The organism is Teredinibacter purpureus (assembly GCF_014217335.1).
Taxonomy (GTDB): domain Bacteria; phylum Pseudomonadota; class Gammaproteobacteria; order Pseudomonadales; family Cellvibrionaceae; genus Teredinibacter; species Teredinibacter purpureus.
In genome coordinates, this window is record NZ_CP060092.1 from 1639058 (window position 1) to 1659714 (window position 20657).

Below are 20657 nucleotides of genomic sequence, written 5' to 3' on the forward strand. Positions count from 1 at the left end.
AGCTAACGCAGCCCTGTTTTGGTTACAACCGTATTAAATGTTCGCGATATTTTGGAGGTGTTCTTATGCTAGACCCACATGTGAAAACTCAACTTAAACATTACCTCGCCAATCTTCAAACACCTGTGGAATTAGTCAAATTTGTTGATGACAGCCCAAAGGGTAAAGAGCTCAATAGTTTAGTTGAGCAGATAGCGGCGCTATCGGAAAACGTGAGCATTAGTCCGCAAAGCGCCGCTGGCGAACGCGTGCCGTCAATGTTAATACGCTCGGCAAAAACCGGTAGTGAAATTCGTTTTGCTGGCGTACCCATGGGGCACGAGTTTACGTCCTTGGTATTGGCGCTACTGCACAGTGGCAGCCATCCCATAAAACTGGATGAGGACGTTATCGAACAGGTACGTGGCCTCAAAGGCGAGTACCGCTTTGAGACGTTTATTTCACTCTCCTGTCAAAATTGTCCGGATGTTGTGCAAGTGATTAATATGATGGCGGCGATCAACCCCAGTATTACCAGTGTGATGATCGATGGCGCGGTATACACGGAAGAAGCCGAAACACGAAATGTTATGGCGGTTCCCACGGTATTTCTAAATGGCGAAAACTTTTCTCAAGGACGTATTACCCTCTCGACAATATTGCAGCGCCTCGATAATCAATCGGGTGACCGTGACAGGGAAAAAATTAACCGTAAAGAGCCCTTTGACGTACTCGTGGTTGGCGGTGGCCCAGCAGGTGCCTCTGCAGCCATTTATGCTGCCCGAAAGGGGGTTCGTACCGGCATAGTGGCAGACAAATTCGGCGGCCAATTATTGGATACGGTGGCCATTGAAAATTTTATTTCGGTGAAGGCAACAGATGGGCCGAAGCTAGTGGCTAGCCTCGAAGAGCATGTGCGAGAGTATGATGTGGATATTATGGCGGGCCAGCGTGTGGCGCGAATAATTGAGGCGCGTGAAAAGTATGAATATACCGTAATTGAATTGGAAAATGGTGCACGTTTAAGTTCTCGATCCGTAATAGTGGCAACGGGTGCTCGATGGCGAGAAATGAATGTACCAGGAGAGCAAGATTACCGTGGCAAAGGCGTTGCGTACTGCCCTCATTGTGACGGTCCTTTGTTTAAAGGAAAGTCGGTAGCCGTTATTGGGGGCGGCAATTCGGGTATTGAAGCAGCGATTGATCTTGCGGGTATCGTTGAGCACGTCACAGTATTAGAGTTTGATACGGAATTGCGTGCAGACGAGGTCTTGCAACGTAAAGCGCAATCTATGGGCAATATCACCATAATTCTTCAAGCCCAAACCCAAAAAGTAGTAGGTGACGGCGCGCGTGTTCAGGGTTTAGAGTATCTCGATAGAGCGACGGGTGAAACGCAGTCACTTAAGGTAGCCGGTATTTTCGTGCAAATTGGTTTAGTGCCCAATACTGAGTTTTTAAACGATGTGGTTGAAATGACGTCTCGCGGTGAAGTGGTCGTTGGCGCTCGAGGAGAAAGCTCTGTGCCGGGTATATTTGCTGCGGGTGACGTAACCAACAGTCCGTTTAAGCAAATAATTATTGCGATGGGCAGTGGTGCTACCGCGTCGTTGGGCGCGTTTGACTATTTAATTCGAACGCCTCTGCCGCCGGTAACCGTTTCTGCGCTTCGGCAAGAAAAGCCATTACACGTTGAAATCGCGTAAAAGAGGTTTTCATAAACACAGGTTTAAAATCCATTAAATTGAATACTTATTCGGTTGTTTTGCGCGGCAAACCTATTCCACACGTTGGCGGGCATCGTAAAATCTACCGGAGGGTATTCAATAAAAGGGCTGTCTAGCCCTGCGCTAGTGACGTTCATATCAATTGAGCCGTCACGTATGGGAGGCGCTTCCTGCTCGAAATTGAGATAGGCCATACTCACATAATTACTGGCTGAATATTCTAGGTTTAAATCTTGTGTAAAGGTGCAATCGCTTAACGGCGCGAACTCGTCTGCGAGTTGCCATTCCCCCGATGCGTTTGACTGCAAACAAAAGTTACCAAAGTGAACGGTGAGGTCAACGTTACCGGTAAAACCTGCACTGGCTAATTGATACATTAAACTACCAATTTTTAGCATTTGCGTTTCGTTCAACGGCATTTGGTTGTAGTGGAATTGCAGCTGACTATCAAGAGCCCAGCTGAGGGTCTCCAGCAATGCGGGGTTGTTTTCCTTTGGGATAGGCTCTGCCTTTTGGGGCCCGAAGCTTGTGGTAAAATTGTCGAACGAGCGCAGTTGTTTTTGTTGTGTTAACAAAAGCTCATGATAGTTAGTACCCAGCACCCCAAGCGAACGCTTAGTATTAAATAGCTCATAAGCCAGTACGGCCAAACCCATGAATATGAGCAATAATAGTGAACTCGAAATAATGGACGATTTTTGGCGATCAGAATTTAATTCGTCGCTAATAACGGCTAAGGGGACATCGCCTAACTTTGCCTCATTCACCCCGTTTTTCTCGATATCATGGCTGAGCCTACGAATGATAAAGCGTGCGTTATCGGCCATTTGCTGACGAACATCGGCGATATGTAGTTCGAATAGGCGAGCGACTTGCGTACGCATGTGTTCGAGTGAGGAGCTCTCGGGTTGAGGTTTGGCTGGGGCCGAATTGTGAGTAGTTGCATTTTTGAGGGGCGGTGCAGCCGTAGGTGGCCTCGTGTTTACCGTGGCCTGTTTTGGGCGTATTTCATTTTTCGGTTTTGGGGTGATTTTTAAGCTAGAGAGCACACGTTCCAGCCCGGCGGGTTTAATCACTTCTTTCGATAATATATCCAGTGCGCCAAGCGCGCGTGCTTGACCAACGTACACATCACCTTTTTGTGCGGTATACATAATGACGGGGATCATCGCCGTGGTAGGGTTGGCCTTTATAATCTTGAGAGCCTCAAAACCGTCCATGCCTTCCATATGATGGTCCATAAAAATAACGGCAGGGCTTCGGTAGCTTAAATAGGCCAAGGCCTCTTCGGCACTAAAACTGATGTCGACCGCTAAATCATAACGTGCGAGCATTTTCTTTAGCCGCAGTTGAGCGGTTTTTGAGTCGTCAACAATTAGCACACGTTGCATTATTAGCCTCTTTTATTATTAGTGTGTTGTGCGTAATTTAAACAATCATAGTACCTGTTGGCTAGCCCCATGATTATAAAATCACACGATAATGCGGGGTTTGTAGCACTTTTGGGTGGTTTTCTCTCATCTGATAGCGTTTATACTCTAGCCCTCGTAAGTATAGTGTTCCTTAAACATTCAGCAGGTAAACCTTCATGATTCAGTGGGCCCAAGGCCAAACCAGTAACCGGCAATCGATATTGCTACGTATTCTCGGCTTGCGCGCAATTGCGTTAGCGGTCGCTTTTCTCGTGTTAGGTATTTTCCAGTTTGGTTTGGAGAGGCCGCTTAATTACACGCTGCTATACACCATTGCACTGGCAGCGGTTGTCTATACCTTAGTAACGTTGTTGCGGTTGCGTAGCAAGGTCCCGGTGACAGACGCAGAATTATTTGCCCATTTACTGATGGATGCATTGATATTACTCGTTATCGTGTTTTTTTCCGGGCGCGCTACTAATCCGTTTATTTATTATTTGTTAGTCTTGGTTGCGATTAGCGCTACGATATTTAGCCGAAAGGTTAGTTGGGTATTTGCAGGTTTTGCCATAATCGCTTACACCGGATTGCTGTACCTAGATCTTGAAGAGCATATACACCATCTATTTAGCGATTTTCAGCTACACCTTATTGGCATGTGGGTGAACTTCGTTGGAAGTACCTTGTTAATGCATTTTTTCGTGTCAGTACTCGCCATGGCTTTACGAGATAGAGAAGGTCTTTTGGCTCAAGCGCGAGAAGAAACGTTAAAGAACGAACAATTGGTGGCCATAGGAACGTTAGCCGCTTCTACGGTTCATGCGTTGGGCACGCCCTTATCCACCATGGCAGTTATGTTAGGTGAGATGAAAAGCGATGCTCAAAACGATGCAGAAGATTTTGACGTATTAATGTCGCAAATCGATCGCTGCAAGCAAACTATGAGTAAGCTATCGGTTATAGCATCGAGCAAAGAGTCTGCGTCGGCACCGGCGCCCGTGAGCGATGTCATTCATCATTTAGATGAGCACTATTTGTTACTCAACCCGAAAACAATGCCGGTTTACCATGTGGAAGAAAACGTATCGCAGCGGCTTGTCAGTGATAGCTTATTGTTTGTGTATGCCATTATTAATCTAATTGACAATGCTATTCGGGCGTCCAAAGAGAGCGTTGATGTATCGGTAGCCGAAGTGGACCAATACCTACAATTTAAAATAGAAGACGATGGTGAAGGGTTACCCCCTGATATGGTTGAAAACTTTGGCAAACCGAATCTCGCGCGCAAAAACGGTGGGCTAGGTATTGGTATCTTTTTAGCCAATACAACGATTGAAAAAATGAACGGGAAAATAGTGTTATACAACCCCACAGATTCACGCTCGCAACGAACCACGTTAATTGTAGAGATACCTATAGTTGTTGCGGGCGTTAGCGATAATGCCCGCGACGTAGATGGCGGTGATTATGAATGATATAAATGGCGGCGGGCCTTCTTTTAAAGAAACAACCATAAATCGGTTTTTCTATATTGAAGATGACGAAGTGCTCGCACGTGTGACCATACGCGCTCTAACGAAGCGTGGTTTTATTGTTGAGCATTTCGACAGTATTACAGCAGCGGCAAGTTGTCACCATTTGGGCGAATTTAGTCAAGCATTGTTAGATTTAAAGTTGGGTGATGGAACGTCGCTTCCTTTAATAGAAAAACTGTTAAATGCCAATCCCCATATTAAAATTTTATTACTAACCGGTTATGCCAGTATTGCAACGGCTGTTCAAGCCGTAAAAATGGGCGCAACCAATTATCTCGCTAAGCCGGCAACCGTTGACGAAATACTGCGGGCGTTTGAAGGGGATGATGTAGATAACTCGCCAGAAGAAACACAAGGGAATGATGAAATGTCTCTGAGGCGTCGCGAGTGGGAGACCATTCAAACGGCGCTCGTTGCGAACAATGGTAATATTTCGGCTACTGCCCGCCAGCTTAAAATGCATCGTCGCACGCTACAGCGAAAATTACAGAAGCGACCTGTGAGTGAGTAACGTTACATTGCGCATAATGCTCTCACCTTTCAGCGTGTAGACTAGCCTCCCTTTTTACAATCACATGGGTGTCCTATGAAAGCCAAATTTACCGAAGGCTCAATCTTTCGGCATGTGAGCGTGATGACCTTTGCGTCGAGTATCGGCCTTATGTCACTTTTCCTAGTGGACTTGGTCGATATGTATTGGTTGAGTTTGTTAGGCGTTATTGAGCTGGCTGCGGCTATCGGTTATGCCGGCTCTATTCTCTTTTTTACACTGTCATTATCGATAGGCCTATCGATTGGTTGTGGCGCACTTGTGTCTCAGTCTGCTGGGCGCGGCGATAAAATCGCTACGAGCCAATTGGTGGGTAATATTTTCGCCCTTATTTTTGCGGTTACACTTCCAGTGTGTTTGCTGGTACTGGTATTGGTGCCAACGTTACTACGCTGGTTGGGTGCCGAAGGCCCCGCGTTTGAATTTGCGCGCGCCTATCTATTAATAATATTGCCGAGCTTGCCGTTAATGGGGGTGGCCATGGCGGCCGGGGGTGTTATGCGAGCGTTAGGGCATGCAAAGGAGGCAATGGTTTTAACCTTAATGGGTGGTTTGGTCAACGCCGTGCTCGATCCCTTGTTTATTTTTGGCTTTGGTTGGGGGATTGAAGGCGCTGCTGCTGCAACGGTAGTGGCGAGAATTGCGATGGTCGTTTACGGTTTGTATCGTGTCGCCTTTGCCTACGATCTTATTCGTTGGCCTAGTGTGGTGTCCTTTGTGGCGGATGCGCGTAGCTTTTTGGCGACCGCAATACCGGCGGTTCTTACAAACTTGGCAACACCTATAGCCGTAGCCTATGTCACCGCAATCATGGCCTTATTTGGTGATAGCGCGGTGGCGGGCAATGCGATTATTAGTAAGTTACAGCCGTTAGCGTTTGCAGGGTTGTTTGCATTGTCGGGCTCAATAGGGCCAATAGCGGGGCAGAATTTTGGCGCGAACAACAAGGCCCGAGTAATGGAAACTTTACGCGCGAGTATTCTCTTCACGTTGGCCTATAGCATTGTTGCTTGCGGTTTATTGTTTATGTTTACCGATACCTTAATCGCTATATTTAAAGCGAAAGAGGATGCCGCTCAACTCATTAAATGGTTTTGTTATGGTTTAAGTAGTATGTTCTTTTTTAGTGGTATTACCTTTGTGACCAACGCACTATTTAACAATTTACGCTTGGCCCATTGGGCAACTATTTTTAATTTTGCGAAAGCAACGGTGTTTACAATACCGTTTGTTTTGGTGGGCGCAGATCTTGGGGGCCCCGTGGGCATTTTGGTCGGCTTATATTGTGGTGCGGTGTTAGTTGCCGTGGCAGGATGGGGTATGGCGTGGCACAAAATTAGAAGGTTACCGATAGCTTAATATCGTGCGCGCCGGTTATAGAGGTCAATATACCGCACTATAACTGGCGCGAAAGTAGCTTAATTACAACGTAGCCTTAACGGTAATGTCGTTTTAATGGTTCGGAAACCAATGGCGCGTGCGATTCGCAAACGCGACCAGCGACAACATAACCGGTACTTCTACGAGTACGCCAACAACCGTTGCTAGGGCTGCTCCCGATTGTAAACCAAACACCGAAATGGCTACCGCTACCGCTAATTCAAAAAAGTTTGACGTTCCTATCATGCATGCGGGTGCAGCAATATTATGTGGTAATTTTAAGACTTTCGCGCCCGCATACGCTAGCGCAAATATTCCATAGGTTTGAATAAGCAAGGGAATAGCGATTAAGCCTATGGCGAGTGGCTTTTGTAAAATCACCTCGGCCTGAAAACCAAACAGTAGTACCACTGTCGCGAGCAAACCAATAATCGACCACGGTTTAAGCGCGCCTACAAAAGCGTCAACTTCGCGGTGGTCAGATGATTTATCCAATAGTTTTCGGGTGAAATATCCAGCAACTAAAGGGAGCAATACGTACAACCCAACGGAAAACAGTAGCGTTTGCCACGGCACCTGAATATCGGAGAGCCCTAAAAGAAACGCGGTGATGGGTGCAAACGCGAAAATCATAATAATATCGTTTACGGATACTTGTACAAGCGTGTAGTTGGCATCACCTTTTGTGAGTTGGCTCCACACAAATACCATTGCGGTGCAGGGCGCTACGCCCAATAAAATCATCCCGGCAATATATTCGTTAGCGGTTTGAGGGTCGACCAAACCTGCAAAAAATACCCGGAAAAACAACCAGCCCAAGGCCGCCATCGTAAAGGGCTTAATCAGCCAATTTATTACTAAAGTTAGGGCAAGACCTTTCGGTTTTTTACCGATATCTTTAATGGACGAGAAATCGACTTGCACCATCATGGGGTAAATCATTACCCATATAAAAACCGCGACGGGTAAGTTGACGTGCGCGACTTCCAAACGCGCAAAGAACTGAAAGACTTCAGGGAAGAGGTTGCCGGTTGCAACGCCGGCAATTATGCATAGCCCGACCCAGACACTCAAATAACGCTCAAAAATGCCCATGGCTTAGTGCTCTCCAATGGCAATAAGTGCGTGTTCGAGTTGCGCCTTGTTCAGGTTCGCTAAATCCAACTGCAATACTTTTTCTAACCGCGTTTCCAATGTTGCCATCACCCGATAAAAAGCGTCTCGAATATCGGCTTCACTGCCGTCAAGTTTGGAGGGATCGGGTAGCCCCCAGTGTATGACAATACCGTTGCCGAACCACACCGGGCACGTTTCTTTCGCTGCGCTATCGCACACGGTAAAGATAACATCGGGCGCAAAGCTCTCGTGTTCGTCCCACGATTGGCTTTTAAGATTGTGAGTCGCTAGTTTTTTTTCTGCCAAGTAGCGTAAGGAAAGTGGGTGCACTTCGCCTGCAGGTGCACTACCGGCGCTACGAGCTTCGAGTATGCCCTTTCCTAAATGGTTGGTGATAGCCTCACCCAGAATGCTGCGGCAGCGGTTGTGAGTACATACAAATAGAATTTTCATAAGCGTCCTTTTTAACGAGGTGTAGGCGAGTAGCGATTATGGCTCGCAGCGTTGCGGTCTACCCTTCATTGCCGAAAGGCTTTGGGTGTAGGGGGTTAACGTGTCTAATTCGGTGTTATGGGTTTGTTGGATGATATTCACGGCCCAGCTTGGGAGGGTGGGGTTGAGCCTGTAATAGACCCACTGGCCTTGCTTGCGATCGATAAGTAGGCCCTCTCTGCGCAGCTGTGCCAAATGACGAGAAATTTTAGGTTGGCTAAGCCCCAGTGCCTCTACGAGCTCACATACACACAATTCTTGTTCCTGAAAAACAAGCAAAGAGCAGATTAGACGGGTTTCATCGCCTAAGCACTTGAATAGCGTTTGTGGAGTCATGGGGTTCACCGTGCCGGATAACGGGTAGAGATTATATATGATTTTCCATATATTCGTTAGAGAGCCCCTAAAAAACTATTGCGGGGCTCTAAAGGGGAGGGTGCTCGTTGCGGGGGCGTATTCCGTCTATCCACAGTGAGAGCAGTTGGTTGCAGTGCTGTTCGATAGATGTGGCGTCTGCAAATATTTCTGGGTGAGTATGAATGAGGCCGTTGGTATAAGCCCAGAGGCTATCGGCCATGACGGAAAGGGGTACGTCTTGTCGGATGGCCTTGTGCTGCTGAAGGTGAGACAGGGCACTTCTCATGCTGGCGTGAAGATGTTTTTTTCGCTCGTCAAAAAAGCGCTGTAGCTCGGAGGCTTGAAGCGTAAATTCCTGGCTGCTGATAATAATACGCATGGCTTGATGAAGGTTTGGGTCGGTGAAAAAGCTGCGAATAGTGGTTTGCAGTATGTGCGTAAATTCAAGTAATAGTTCAGTTGTGCCAAGCGCCTGTAACGATGTGATAAAAGCACTGTAAGGGCCGCTAGTACTGCGCTCCCAAAGGCTTTTGATGACATCGTCTTTGTTTTTAAAGTGCCAGTACACGGCGCCTCGAGTCATGTCAGCCGCGCAGGCGATATGATGGAGGGTGGTGTTTGCGACACCTTGCTCGCTGAAGATGCGCGTGGCGGCGTCCAGCAGAGCGTGACGAGTTTTTTCGGTATCTTCTTTAGTTTTACGTGCCATGGGCGCAATTTCGCATTAAGTGGTAGCAGAATCAAGCTTGCCAATTATTATACATGCATGTATGTTTGTAAATAGGCTGTGTGAATCCCTGTAGCGGTAGCTATACCTCTATGGGAGCTGTGGTGGATAGTGTGCAATGAATGAGTGCGTAATATGTTGAATCGAAGAGTAATGGGTATAACAGCAGTAGTGTTGTTACTAGGGTGTTCTGAGCGAGACGTTACGGCCATAGAGCCGGTTGTACGGCCAGCGAAAATCGTGACCGTGCGGGCGAGTGGTGAGCGTTTAGTTCGTAGTTTTCCCGGCACGATAGAACCGTCAACCAAGTCGGATCTGGCGTTTCGAGTGGGTGGGCAGCTTATACACTTACGGGCTGTTCCCGGTGAACAGTTTGATGAAGGCGAGGTGCTCGCGCAATTGGATGATGCAGAGTTTCAGAATGCTTTGAAAGATAGAGAGGCACACCACGCGTTGGCTAAGTCTCAATACGACAAAGTGGTGCGTTTACGGGACAGTAATCATGCCAGCCCGTCAGATTTCGACCATGTAGACGCGACCTTAAAGGCGGCCCAAGCGGCTTTGGCCGTTGCGCAAGACAATCTAAAATATACGCGTTTAGTTGCGCCGTTTAAGGGCGTGGTCACGCAACTTTCGATTGAGAATTATCAAGCGGTAAACGCTAATGAAGCCGTTATGCAGCTTCGAGGGGATGATTTCTTAGATGTTCGTTTTGATATGCCGGAGAGCCTTCTGGGTAAGCTTAAAAAAGTAAAAGACCCAAGTCTGTATTGTGCTGATGTTCGTTTTACTACCTATTCGAAAAAAACCTATTCGGCGTGCTTTAAAGAATATGAATCCTCTGCGGACGCCCATACGCGCAGTTACAGCGTAGTGCTCACTATGCCGCAAGTTGATGAGTTTTCCGCGTTACCGGGAATGGCTGTTACGGTCTCGCTCGATTTGTCTTCATTGATTTCTGACGATGCCTATGCGCGAGGAATGCTGGTGCCGCTTAGCGCCGTGTTTGAGGAGGCGGAAAAAACGTGGGTGTGGAAACTGAATGCCGCGATGCAGGTGGAGAAGACTGTTGTGATCGTGAACCGTATTGAGAATGATCAAGTATTGGTGGAAGAGGGGGTAAGTGAGGGCGATTTAATTGTTGCCGTCGGCGTTAATTTTTTACAAGAAGGCCAGGCAGTAAAACCTTTATTAAAAGAACGCGGACTGTAGGTGTGATATCCGCATGATGAAATTAACTGAATACACCATGACGAAAACCACTATTTCATGGTTGGTGGTCGTGTTATTAATAGGGGGTGGTTTCTTATCGTTTATGGCGTTAGGCCGACTGGAAGACCCCGCTTTCACCCTTAAACAAGCGGTTGTTGTTACGCGTTATCCTGGCGCGTCCTCCCAGGAAGTGGAGGAAGAAGTCACGTTACCCATTGAAAATGCGATTCAGCAATTACCGTATGTGTATCGTGTTGTTTCGAATTCAACAGCGGGTTTATCGCAAGTCGAAGTTGAAATGAAAAGCATTTATCGTAAGGATGACCTCGCGCAAATATGGGATGAGATGCGTCGAAAAATTAATGACCTTGAATCGAGTTTACCACCAGGGGCGGTAAAGCCCATTATTAATGACGATTTCGGCGATGTATACGGTATTTTCTATGCGATTACAGGCGCGGGGTTTAGCTATAGAGAGTTGGCCGATTACGCAGATTATGTACGTCGTGAACTGGTGCTGGTCAAGGGGGTCGGTAAAGTATCGGTGGGTGGTAACGTGCCCGAGCGTATTTATATTGAGGTGGACCGCGCAAAATTATCAGCGTCGGGTTTTTCGATTAATGCCATTGCACAATTGATACAAGACCAAAGTTTGGTGACCGATGCAGGGCATATTGAGGTTGCCAGTGAGTATTTGCGTGTAGCGTCAACAATGTTTGGCGGTGAAGGTGTCGACGCATTAGGTTCGCTCTTGTTGGGCAGCTATGACGGCAATTTGGTGTACCTCGCCGACGTGGCAACGCTGTCTGTTGGCTATCAAGATCCAGCAACACATCTTTACCGGTTTAATGGTGCGCAAGCGCTAACGTTGGGTGTATCGTTTTCCACTGGCGTGAATGTGGTTGAGGTGGGGGCAGCACTTGAAAAACGTTTGGCCGAACTCGAGTATCAGAGACCAATCGGTATTGAATTGAACGCTGTCTACAACCAGTCTGCGCAAGTGGATGAATCGGTAAATGATTTTTTATCCGGTTTAGTGCTAGCGGTAGTTATTGTCATTGTGGTGTTGATGCTCACAATGGGGTGGCGCCCCGGTTTAATCATGAGCGCGATACTACTGCTCACGATCGCCGGCACGTTTATAGCCATGCGCCTATACCATATTGAATTGCACCGAATTTCGTTAGGTGCGCTAATTATTGCGCTGGGGATGCTGGTGGATAATGCCATCGTGATTACCGAAGGCATTATGGTAGGAATACAGCGTGGCATGTCCAAAACCGAGGCGGCCATTAAAATTGTATCGCATACGCGGTGGCCGCTATTGGGTGCTACGGTTATTGCTATTACCGCCTTCGCGCCGATCGGATTATCACCGGATGCTACTGGTGAATTTACCGGCAGTCTATTTTGGGTATTGTTATTTTCATTAATGTTGAGTTGGCTCTTGGCTATTACGTTAACGCCGTTTTTCTGTTTTCTATTGTTTAATGAATCTCAACGCAAGGCTCTTGATCCGGAAAAACCCGCAGAAGAGCAGACCAGCGTTGATCCTTACGCTGGTGCAGCGTACCGACTGTATAAAAAGCTATTGCACCTAACGCTGCATTACCGATGGGCCACTATGGGTCTGATGCTGGCGTTATTGTTGAGTGCAGGCTACGGTTTTACTTATGTAAAACAGGCGTTTTTTCCCGATAGTTCGTTGCCTGTCTTTATGGTGGATTATTGGTTGCCGGAGGGAACCAGTATTGCAGCGACAGAAGCAGACGTTAAAAAACTTGAGCGTAGAGTGCTGGCATTAGAGGGTGTAAAAAAAGTAACCGCGACTATTGGGCGTGGCGCGGAGCGGTTTATGCTCACGTACTTTCCCGAAAAATCGTATTCGAGTTATGCGCAATTAATTGTTGAAGCCGAGCGGTATGAGCAGGTCGCCAGTATTATGGCGCAAGTCGATACGCTACTTGCAGCCGAAATGCCACAAGCGTTTACACGGTTTAGGCGGCCAGCAGTAGGGCCGGCAACGACAGCGAAAATAGAAGCGCGTATTATTGGGCCAGACGCAGCCGTACTAAGATCATTGGGGCAAGAAATTGAAACGCTTTTTAACGCGGAACCCACGGCAATTAATATTCGGCAAGACTGGCGTGGCCGCACAAAAGTACTGCAGCCTGTGTTCGATTCAGCTGCCGCCAAGCGTTTTGGTATAACCAAAGCGGATTTGGATAACGCATTAAAAACAACGCTTAATGGCACCGTGGTGGGCGCGTTTAGAAAGGGCAGTGATATTGTGCCTATCGTACTTCGGCCGCCTGAAAATGAACGTAGTGGGGTAGAGCAGCTAGAGCAATTACAAGTGTTTAGCCCTGTTACAGGGCAGTACGTTAATGTTAGCCAGTTCGTATTGGGCGTGGATTTGGTGTGGGAAGACCCCATTATTAAACGTCGTGATCGTAAGCGAACGCTGTCCGTTTTGGCCGACCCTAATGAACGTTCCAACCCGTTTAAATTGCTGTCTGTATTGCGTCCTGCGGCCGAAACCATACCATTGCCTGCGGGCTATCAATTAGAGTGGGGTGGAGAATACGAAGCTCAGCAAAAAGCGAATGAGGCGGTGTTTGCGTTTCTCCCACTTGGGCTTTTGGTGATGGTGGTGATTACCATTTTTATGTTCAATTCTATTAAGCAAACGCTAGTGGTTTGGATTACCGTACCTTTGGCCTTTATTGGGGTATCGTTTGGCTTACTGGTTACAGGAGCGCCTTTTAGCTTTACGGCAATGCTAGCCGTTCTTAGTTTAATTGGCATGCAAATAAAAAATGGCATTGTCTTGGTTGAAGAGATTAAACGGTTAAGAGAAGAGTTGAGCTACAGTTGGCATCGAGCGATTAGTGATGCGTCGGTAAGCCGGTTGCGGCCGGTAAGCATGGCGGCGATCACGACTATATTGGGGATGTTACCGTTGGTGTCCGATGTGTTTTTTATGCCTATGGCGGTCACGATTATGTTTGGCTTAGGGTTCGCTACGGTGTTGACGCTATTTGTGGTGCCTGCACTTTTTGCACTTTTTTATGGTGTAAGTGAATAGCGAGAAGGTATGGCGCTAGCCACTTAATATGGCTGCTTGAATAAGGCGTACACCTTCGATAAATCGAAGGTGTACGCAGCACCATTAGCGTGTGTTCGTTGCGTGGTAGGCAGGGTACTTATAAAGGGTCAATCATTCGTTTCAAAAGACAATACAAATTCATGGTTTCCACCAGGCAACAATTCAAACGTAAAGACTTTTTGTTGGTCTCCAATAATAACGGTTGCCTCGTATTGCCCATAGAAGCCGCGTTCAGAAAATTGGCCCGCGATATCGGTTGTGCCGTTAAAGTTATTCCACCATTCAGAATAGATTTGATTTTTCCACGCGATGGCGTTGGGTTTTTCTCGCCAATCAGTGTCGTAAAGAGCCGCTTTAGGTGACCAGTGGGCATTTGCCCAGAAGCCCCATAATTGAACGCCAACCGTTGCAGGGTGGCTAAAAAAGATAGTGAGAAAATCACGTGTATAATCGGCTTGAAGTTCTTCGTCGTCTGAATTTATATCAAATTCCGTTGAGCGAATATTTAGATGGGGGAACGCCGTATTAAAACGCTCTAATAATGCGTACACCTGCTCGATAGACGTTGGGCTATCACTGAAATGACTTTGCATGCCCATACCGGTGATAGGCGCATTGTTATCCACTAAAAACTGGAGGGTATCTTCGAAGTGCTGTTGATGAGCGAAATTGCGGCCACCGGCCGATAGAATGCTGTAGTCGTTAAGATAAAGGCCTTGCGTGGGTAAGTTCTGACGAGCGCGATTAAACCACTCTACCATCACAGAATTTCCGAAGGCGTCCATTAAATAATGGTTGTCGTAGGGTTCGTTCACAACATCCCATTCATCAATATGATTAATGGTTGCAGAAGCGATGTCGTCGATATGATCAAGTACTACGTTGAGCGCCTCGGGGTCGGCATTTTCAGGGTCTCCTTCAGGAAGGTATTGCTGAATTAACTCTGGCAAATTGCGTTTCGAAGGCCAAACCATCACGTGTCCTCGTGTTGCTAGGCCGTTGTCGCGTAGCCATTGCAAACCGGCCAATGTGGTTTCTTGGCTAAAATAGTCGCCCCATTCTCCCGCCCAGGGCGCCCATTTTAAATCGTTTTCTGGGCCGCTTTGATTAAACAGTTCGAGCACTTTTGAGCGATATATATCGTTGTCGGTACCTTGGCCCATTAATAGATTGCCGACTGTAACCGAACCAAAATGATAGGCGTGTTGGGTGAAATTAACCGCGATAGCGGCGTTCGCCGCATAGGTGCCATTGTCATCGAGTACTTGTAATTGAAAGTCGCCTTTACGTATTTGTTCAATACGGTCGGCGGCAGCGATACGCCAGCTTGCATCCGTTGCTCGGCCCTCATAGCTCGGGCGTGTAATGGGTAGCAGGCTAATGTCGACGTCGTCAAAATGAAGAAGCTCTACCCCTGCAATCTCGAACGTTTGCGCGCGATCTCCGGCACCAAATCCAAACTTTAAGGCCAGATTGCCGATGGCTTGGTCATCCAAAATCTCGGCGGGCAGGTAGTACTCCACCCACTCGGCAGCAGCGGTTATCTCGCGGGTTAAATACTTGTTGTAGCTTGTATTATCTTCGAGAAACACGGTCGTAAAGGCATTGCCTGTCTCATAGGTATTGGCAATAGAGCGCATGTACACATGCACAAGCACGGTATCGCCTTGCTCAATGACCGTAGTGGTCGGAAATTGCAGCTGACCGTTCCAGAATTCCCCATCAGGCGCGTCCACCGTAATGCGCAGCGCTTGAGAAAAGCGGCTGTCCTCGACCTCAACAACGGCATATTGCCCAACGTTTTCACCGTTATTGTCCCCGCCCCAAAAGGCAACGCTTGCGTTGTCTATGGCTGATTGGCCGCTACCCAAAATATCTGTGGGCGCAGGAGTGGGGGTGGGTGCTGGTGTGGCAGTGGGAATAGGTGTGGCGGTGGGTGGGTCAGTGGGTGAGGGAGCGGCCGTAGGTGTGCTCCCCGAAGACGTACCGCTACCAGAGCAGGCACTGAGAATAAGCGCTAGACAGAGCAATAAGGAAGTTAGTATGCCATTCATGCGGTTAGTCTCTTTATTGTAGGTATGTGGCGCCAATTTACCGTGTTAGGGAACAATTAACTACAGGGAAGATGTCTTTTGCTACGCAGTGTGGGTAAAAGGGCATTGTGTGAGTGAAACAACTGCTTTTTTATCTGCTGCTAGACTTAACGGGTGGAGGTTACGTTAACGCCTTCTAGAATTTAAACCATTATTGGAATGTGGAAGTTTTACCCATGAACGCATATTGGCCTCGCGCATTGGTTCTGTCATTTATGGTGGGGTTTGCTGGTTCTGTCGTCGGACAAACTGACGATGTAACGGCAGCCGATTTAATTGAGCTAGATTTTGAAGATTTGGTCAACATGGATGTTGAGATCGAGAGTGCCGGTAAAAATACGGCGCGAGCAATGGATTTACCCTACGCTGCGTCGGTGATTACGGCCGCCGATATTCGTCACAGTGGAGCCCAAAATATTCCAGAAGCGTTGCGCTTAGCCCCAGGGCTCTCCGTAAAACAAATATCGGCGGGTGAATGGGCCGTTGGAATACGGGGTGGAGGGGGGCGGTTTTCTCGCTATGTACTGATTGTGGTTGACGGACGTATTGCCTACAACAGTGTGTACAGTGGTGTTAACTGGGATGAACTTAACTTAACGCTCTCACAAATAGCGCGAATAGAAGTTATTCGTGGCCCCAATGCGGCGTCGTGGGGGGCTAATGCGGTGAATGGCATTATTAATATTATTTCGGATAGACCCAGCGCCGAGCAAACGAAAAGGGTTGATGTGTGGGGCGGAAGTGGTGATCGAGCGGGCGTTGCCGCGAATGTAGCGCAACCTTTATCAAACGGTTGGGTGCTTGGCCTTTCAGGTAATGCATCCCAACGGCAGGGCCTTATTACACAAATGACCGAGGTGAGAGAGCCCAATCACGATGGTTGGCGTATTTCGTCGGTGCTATCGCGCATGAGTGGCCGAGAAGAAAGCATATTTATGGCCGATATGTTTGGCACTAAGCAAGCGCCGAGTTGGGGGTGGTTGAGCCAAGATCTTTCGGAACAAGAAGCGATAAATGTAGAAGAAAAATCGGGCTGGTCGGTACAAGCCAGCCATAAAGGTGGGCTAGGTGATAACGGCCATTGGAAAGTGCGAGCCTCTGCTGAGCGAACGGAAAGAGATACAACCCTATTTGAATGGAATGCCACCAATTATCAATTGGATATCGAAGTTGCTAATACGTGGCGTTCACATAATGTTGCCGTGGGCTTTAACAGCCGACAAAACGATACACGGCTGCTGTTAGATCCTTCCATGGAGTTTGTGTTTAGGCCTGCTGATCGAGAAATTAATAATTACGGCCTTTACGTGAGTGATGTGATCGACCTCACCACTAATCTACAACTTACGATGTCTGCACGTTTAGATGAAAATGAACTGAGCCAAAGTGAGGTGCAACCATCGTTGCGGTTGATATGGAGCCCCACTGAAGATGACCGTATTTGGGTTGCGGGATCTAAGGCGACCACAACACCGGCTAGAGCTTTGGTGGATATCGAGGATGTAATGTATACGGTGGTGCCGCCCGAATTATCGGGTGCTCCTTTGCCTACCGGCATACTGTTAAATGGTTATCAAAGTATCGAAGACGACCCAAGCTTACAAGCCCTAGAATTGGGGTATAGGCACACGTTCGACCGGTTCCATATTGATGTAGCACTGTTTGATTTTGACTACCGTAACGATGTTGCCGTCGAGTTGATAGGCGACCCTGTGCTGATTTTTAGCCAAGATTATGAGCCAACTCACCTTGTGCAGCGTGGCGTATTTACCAATAGCCGTATGCTTGCCAGCAGAGGAGGGGAGCTCAGTATGCGCGGAAAATTTGTTGATTGGTGGTCGGCACAGTTTACCTATTCACGCGTCGAACGCGTTGATCAAAAGGTGGGGTGGAGCTCAAATACCTCATTTATGAATAGCGTAGATCTAGCCAATAATTGGCAATGGAATTTATGGATAAGACATAGCCATGGTAATGCCGGTGCGGCTGCGCAATTTTCTGAAGTGAGTACGGCGGCTGATGGTATAGATGATTACCTTACGCTAGACACGAACGTGCAATGGCAGGCGAACGACCGTTGGCGAATAGAGTTAATAGCCAATAACCTTGGCGAAGAGCATGTCGAGACGCAGCGTGAGCAATTTGCCACAGAGCGTATGTTAGTTGAGGCTTATGCCATGCTTAAAGTGGGTTTCACCTTTTAATATGCCTAGCCGTTTCTTGTTGAAAACTTCCGTGCTGCATAGAATAGCGATTGTCTGGCTATTCTCGCTGGCAGGCTTGTTTTTTTCGGGAATCGTTAATGCTCAGCAACAAAGTGTTCATGCCTTGCGTAGCGCCTACCTTTACTATTTTTCTCATTTTATTACATGGCCTGATTCGACTCAATTTGAACGCGGTGAGCTGCACTTGTGTGTATTAACCGAAAACGAAAAAGATAGTTTTCAGCTATCCACTATCGACAACAAATTAATAGGGAAAAACAGGCTTAAAATACAGTTTTTAGACAAACATAATGATCGCGTAGACCACTGCCATATGCTGTATGTAACCGCGCCCTATCGGTTGTGGTTGTTGGCGAACGCCGGAAACCTAAATCGCGATACGCTTCTGGTAACCGAAGGTAATCTACTGAATAAAGGCGATATACATCTTTATTTGTTGGAGAACAAACTTAAATTTGAAATTGATAATAGTGGGTTAACAGTAAAGGATTTTAAGGCAAGCTCAAAACTGCTTCGTTTATCGAAAAAAAGAGGGAGCCAGTGATGCTTCAGAGGCTGCGTATAGATTTTAAATCTAGAATAGTCTTTCTTGTGTTAACCTCGGTGTTGCTGGCGGGTTTTGTTAATGGTGCCGCAGTGCTATGGAATTACGATCGTGTTAGCCGCGAAGTACTCCAAACCAGAGTCGAGATAGAATCTGATATTATTAGTCAGAATATAGCCGCGTCAATTTTATTCGATGATCAGCAAATAGCGAATGAAACATTGGCTACTTATAGCGCAGATAAGTCCATATTGCTCGCCACCTTAATGCTGCCAGAGGGAATCGAATTTGCTCGCTATGTTAATGAGACATACCGTGCAGATGATAACAATATTTTTTTGGTGTCGAAAACTATTGTTTTTGATGGCGATATTATTGGGTCGCTAAATATTGTTGTTTCCAAAGCTGAAATCTATCATCAAAATATTGCGAACGGTATATTTTTGTTTGTACTGTTAGGTGCTGTGTTTGTGTTTGTCTATAGCATTACGCGCCCTGTTTTAAAAACCATTTTAGTGCCGCTCCTCAGCTTACATTCATTGTCTGAACGTATTGCGTTGACGAGAAACTATGCGTTACGCGTCAAAATTCAGTCCGACGATGAAGTCGGAAGGCTGAGTAAAATGTTTAACCAGATGGTTGAACAAATTGAGCACCGAGACGTGATGCTCGAAAAGCAGGTCGGGCAGCGTACAAATGAGCTGGAAAAATTGGCGGAAGAATTTAGGTTTCGTGCCTTTCATGACAGTTTGACGGGCTTGCCGAATCGCGCACTACTGAATGAGCGTTTTGGGCACAATATAGAACATGCTAAGCGAATGAAAAATCGGTTTGCTTGTCTGTTGCTAGATCTTGATGATTTTAAAACCATTAACGATACGAAAGGGCATGAGTTCGGCGACGAATTGCTTATAGAAGTCGCTGGCCGATTAAAGGCTTCTGTGCGGGCGGAAGATTTAGTCTGCCGTCTAGGTGGAGATGAATTTGTATTATTGCTGAGCGACTTAAACGATATACATGAGGTAGAGGTAATCTCCCGTAAAATACTCGCCCAGATTAACCGTGAATTTAATATTAAATCGGACCGCATTCGTACAGCGGTGAGCATTGGCGGCGCGGTGTATCCGGATCATGGTGACGATTTGAGTTCCATTAAACGCCATGCCGATGTCGCAATGTATCGGGCGAAAGACGAGGGTAAAAATCGATTTTGCTTGTTTGAAGGAGGAATGGAAAAAGACGTTAAATATCGTTTAATGATTCAAAGCGATTTACGGCCAGCAATAGAAGAAAAACAATTAGAGATTTATGTTCAGCCAAAAGTAGATCCGCAACACAATAAAGTGCTGGGGTGTGAGGCATTGGTTCGCTGGAACCATCCAAAAGAAGGCTTTCTAACACCAGATAAATTTATTCCTTATGCTGAAGATGTTGGGATGATTGCCGAAATTGATTATTTCGTCATTCGAGAATGCTGTGAGCTAATTGTAAAATGGACGGAGATTTTTACGCAGCCAATTCCCATTGCGTTTAACCTTTCGGGGCGACATTTTCACGATTACCGTATTGTTGATGTGCTGGAAAAATCCATTGAGCATTACCATATTGATCCGTCGCTATTGGAGGCCGAGATTACCGAAGCGGTATTAATACAAGACCCCGAAAGAGCCCAGAAAATTGTCCATTCCATAAAATCATTGGGTTTGGGTATTAGTTTAGATGATTTTGGTACGGGTTATTCGTCATTGAATTACCTGCGTACATTGCCCATTGACACGGTAAAACTTGATCGATCTTTTGTGGCGAATATCGATAGTAATGCGCAAGATCGGCGATTAACTAGAGGGATTGTATCGCTTACACAGGGCTTAGATTTAAAACTAGTGGCAGAAGGTGTAGAGAACGAAAAGCAATTGCGGGCATTATTAGACGTGGGTTGTACCAATATGCAAGGGTACTATTTCTTACGGCCATCCTCTCATAGTGATTTTTTACACTGGTATCTCAAGGCGTTTTCGCTTCAACGCGCGTTGAGCCGTTAGTTTTTTATCGTTAAGCTGTGCGTTTAACTATTGTGTTAATACGTTATTCTCACTGTCATTTTGTAGAGACATGCATAAGAAAGCAAAAAAACGCTTCGTTGTGCGAAGCGCGAAAAAACGCCCCGAGCGGTTAGCTGAAGGGCGTTGTAGGGGGTAC

The 20657-nt window shown here is 46.8% G+C and carries 15 protein-coding genes; 9 read left to right on the forward strand and 6 right to left on the reverse strand.

Features of this window, described 5'->3' with window-relative positions:
* Positions 1-65: 65 nt before the first annotated feature.
* Positions 66-1685 carry an alkyl hydroperoxide reductase subunit F gene (gene ahpF / locus H5647_RS07295; RefSeq protein WP_045857493.1) on the forward strand — a complete coding sequence of 540 codons (1620 nt, stop codon included), beginning with the start codon at positions 66-68 and terminating at the stop codon, positions 1683-1685.
* 23 nt (positions 1686-1708) lie between these two features.
* Here ahpF and H5647_RS07300 read toward each other — a convergent pair whose 3' ends face one another.
* A complete protein-coding gene (locus tag H5647_RS07300) occupies positions 1709-3097 on the reverse strand; it encodes a response regulator (protein ID WP_045857494.1) in 1389 nt (462 codons plus the stop codon).
* 197 nt (positions 3098-3294) lie between these two features.
* Between H5647_RS07300 and H5647_RS07305 the strand changes: the two genes are divergently transcribed.
* The 3 genes from H5647_RS07305 to H5647_RS07315 all read left to right on the forward strand — a co-directional run bounded on the left by H5647_RS07305 (position 3295) and on the right by H5647_RS07315 (position 6562).
* The gene (locus H5647_RS07305; protein WP_121495359.1) at positions 3295-4593 is read left to right on the forward strand and encodes a sensor histidine kinase; all 1299 of its coding nucleotides are present in this window, start codon (positions 3295-3297) and stop codon (positions 4591-4593) included.
* Positions 4586-5164, forward strand: coding sequence for a response regulator transcription factor (locus H5647_RS07310; RefSeq protein ID WP_082086982.1), 579 nt, complete (start codon positions 4586-4588; stop codon positions 5162-5164). The genes H5647_RS07305 and H5647_RS07310 overlap by 8 nt, the downstream gene beginning before the upstream one ends.
* A gap of 75 nt (positions 5165-5239) precedes the next feature.
* Positions 5240-6562: an MATE family efflux transporter gene (locus H5647_RS07315; RefSeq protein ID WP_045857496.1), complete on the forward strand. Its 1323-nt coding sequence runs from the start codon at positions 5240-5242 to the stop codon at positions 6560-6562.
* A gap of 93 nt (positions 6563-6655) precedes the next feature.
* Here the strand turns inward: H5647_RS07315 and arsB are convergent, their stop codons facing one another.
* From arsB to H5647_RS22360, 4 genes are all read right to left on the reverse strand, one after another.
* Positions 6656-7678: an ACR3 family arsenite efflux transporter gene (arsB, locus tag H5647_RS07320; protein ID WP_045857498.1), complete on the reverse strand. Its 1023-nt coding sequence runs from the start codon at positions 7676-7678 to the stop codon at positions 6656-6658.
* A 3-nt stretch (positions 7679-7681) separates the two neighbouring features.
* The gene (locus H5647_RS07325; protein WP_045857499.1) at positions 7682-8152 is read right to left on the reverse strand and encodes an arsenate reductase ArsC; all 471 of its coding nucleotides are present in this window, start codon (positions 8150-8152) and stop codon (positions 7682-7684) included.
* 36 nt (positions 8153-8188) lie between these two features.
* Positions 8189-8527 (reverse strand): metalloregulator ArsR/SmtB family transcription factor, encoded by a 339-nt coding sequence (locus H5647_RS07330; protein WP_045857501.1) that lies wholly within the window; start codon positions 8525-8527, stop codon positions 8189-8191.
* 88 nt (positions 8528-8615) lie between these two features.
* Positions 8616-9257: a TetR family transcriptional regulator gene (locus tag H5647_RS22360; protein WP_052691921.1), complete on the reverse strand. Its 642-nt coding sequence runs from the start codon at positions 9255-9257 to the stop codon at positions 8616-8618.
* A 153-nt stretch (positions 9258-9410) separates the two neighbouring features.
* On the opposite strand from H5647_RS22360, the gene H5647_RS07340 reads away from it, so the two are divergent.
* Both H5647_RS07340 and H5647_RS07345 read left to right on the forward strand, forming a co-directional pair.
* On the forward strand, positions 9411-10487 hold the full coding sequence (locus H5647_RS07340) for an efflux RND transporter periplasmic adaptor subunit (protein ID WP_082086983.1): 1077 nt from the start codon (positions 9411-9413) through the stop codon (positions 10485-10487).
* A 13-nt stretch (positions 10488-10500) separates the two neighbouring features.
* A complete protein-coding gene (locus tag H5647_RS07345) occupies positions 10501-13575 on the forward strand; it encodes an efflux RND transporter permease subunit (RefSeq protein WP_236074818.1) in 3075 nt (1024 codons plus the stop codon).
* 128 nt (positions 13576-13703) lie between these two features.
* On the opposite strand, the gene H5647_RS07350 is transcribed toward H5647_RS07345, so the two are convergent.
* A complete protein-coding gene (locus H5647_RS07350) occupies positions 13704-15650 on the reverse strand; it encodes an endo-1,4-beta-xylanase (protein ID WP_045857504.1) in 1947 nt (648 codons plus the stop codon).
* Between the two features lie 215 nt (positions 15651-15865).
* Here H5647_RS07350 and H5647_RS07355 point away from each other — a divergent pair, with 215 nt between their 5' ends.
* Genes H5647_RS07355 through H5647_RS07365 form a run of 3 tightly spaced genes read left to right on the forward strand, consistent with a single transcriptional unit; the run spans position 15866 to position 20500 of the window.
* Complete coding sequence (locus H5647_RS07355) at positions 15866-17893, forward strand: TonB-dependent receptor plug domain-containing protein (protein WP_045857505.1); 2028 nt, start codon at positions 15866-15868, stop codon at positions 17891-17893.
* A gap of 31 nt (positions 17894-17924) precedes the next feature.
* Entirely contained in the window at positions 17925-18458 is a 534-nt protein-coding gene (locus H5647_RS07360) for a YfiR family protein (RefSeq protein WP_162926318.1), read from the forward strand.
* The gene (locus H5647_RS07365; protein ID WP_052691922.1) at positions 18458-20500 is read left to right on the forward strand and encodes a putative bifunctional diguanylate cyclase/phosphodiesterase; all 2043 of its coding nucleotides are present in this window, start codon (positions 18458-18460) and stop codon (positions 20498-20500) included. Before H5647_RS07360 ends, H5647_RS07365 begins: the two co-directional genes overlap by 1 nt.
* Positions 20501-20657 lie beyond the last annotated feature (157 nt).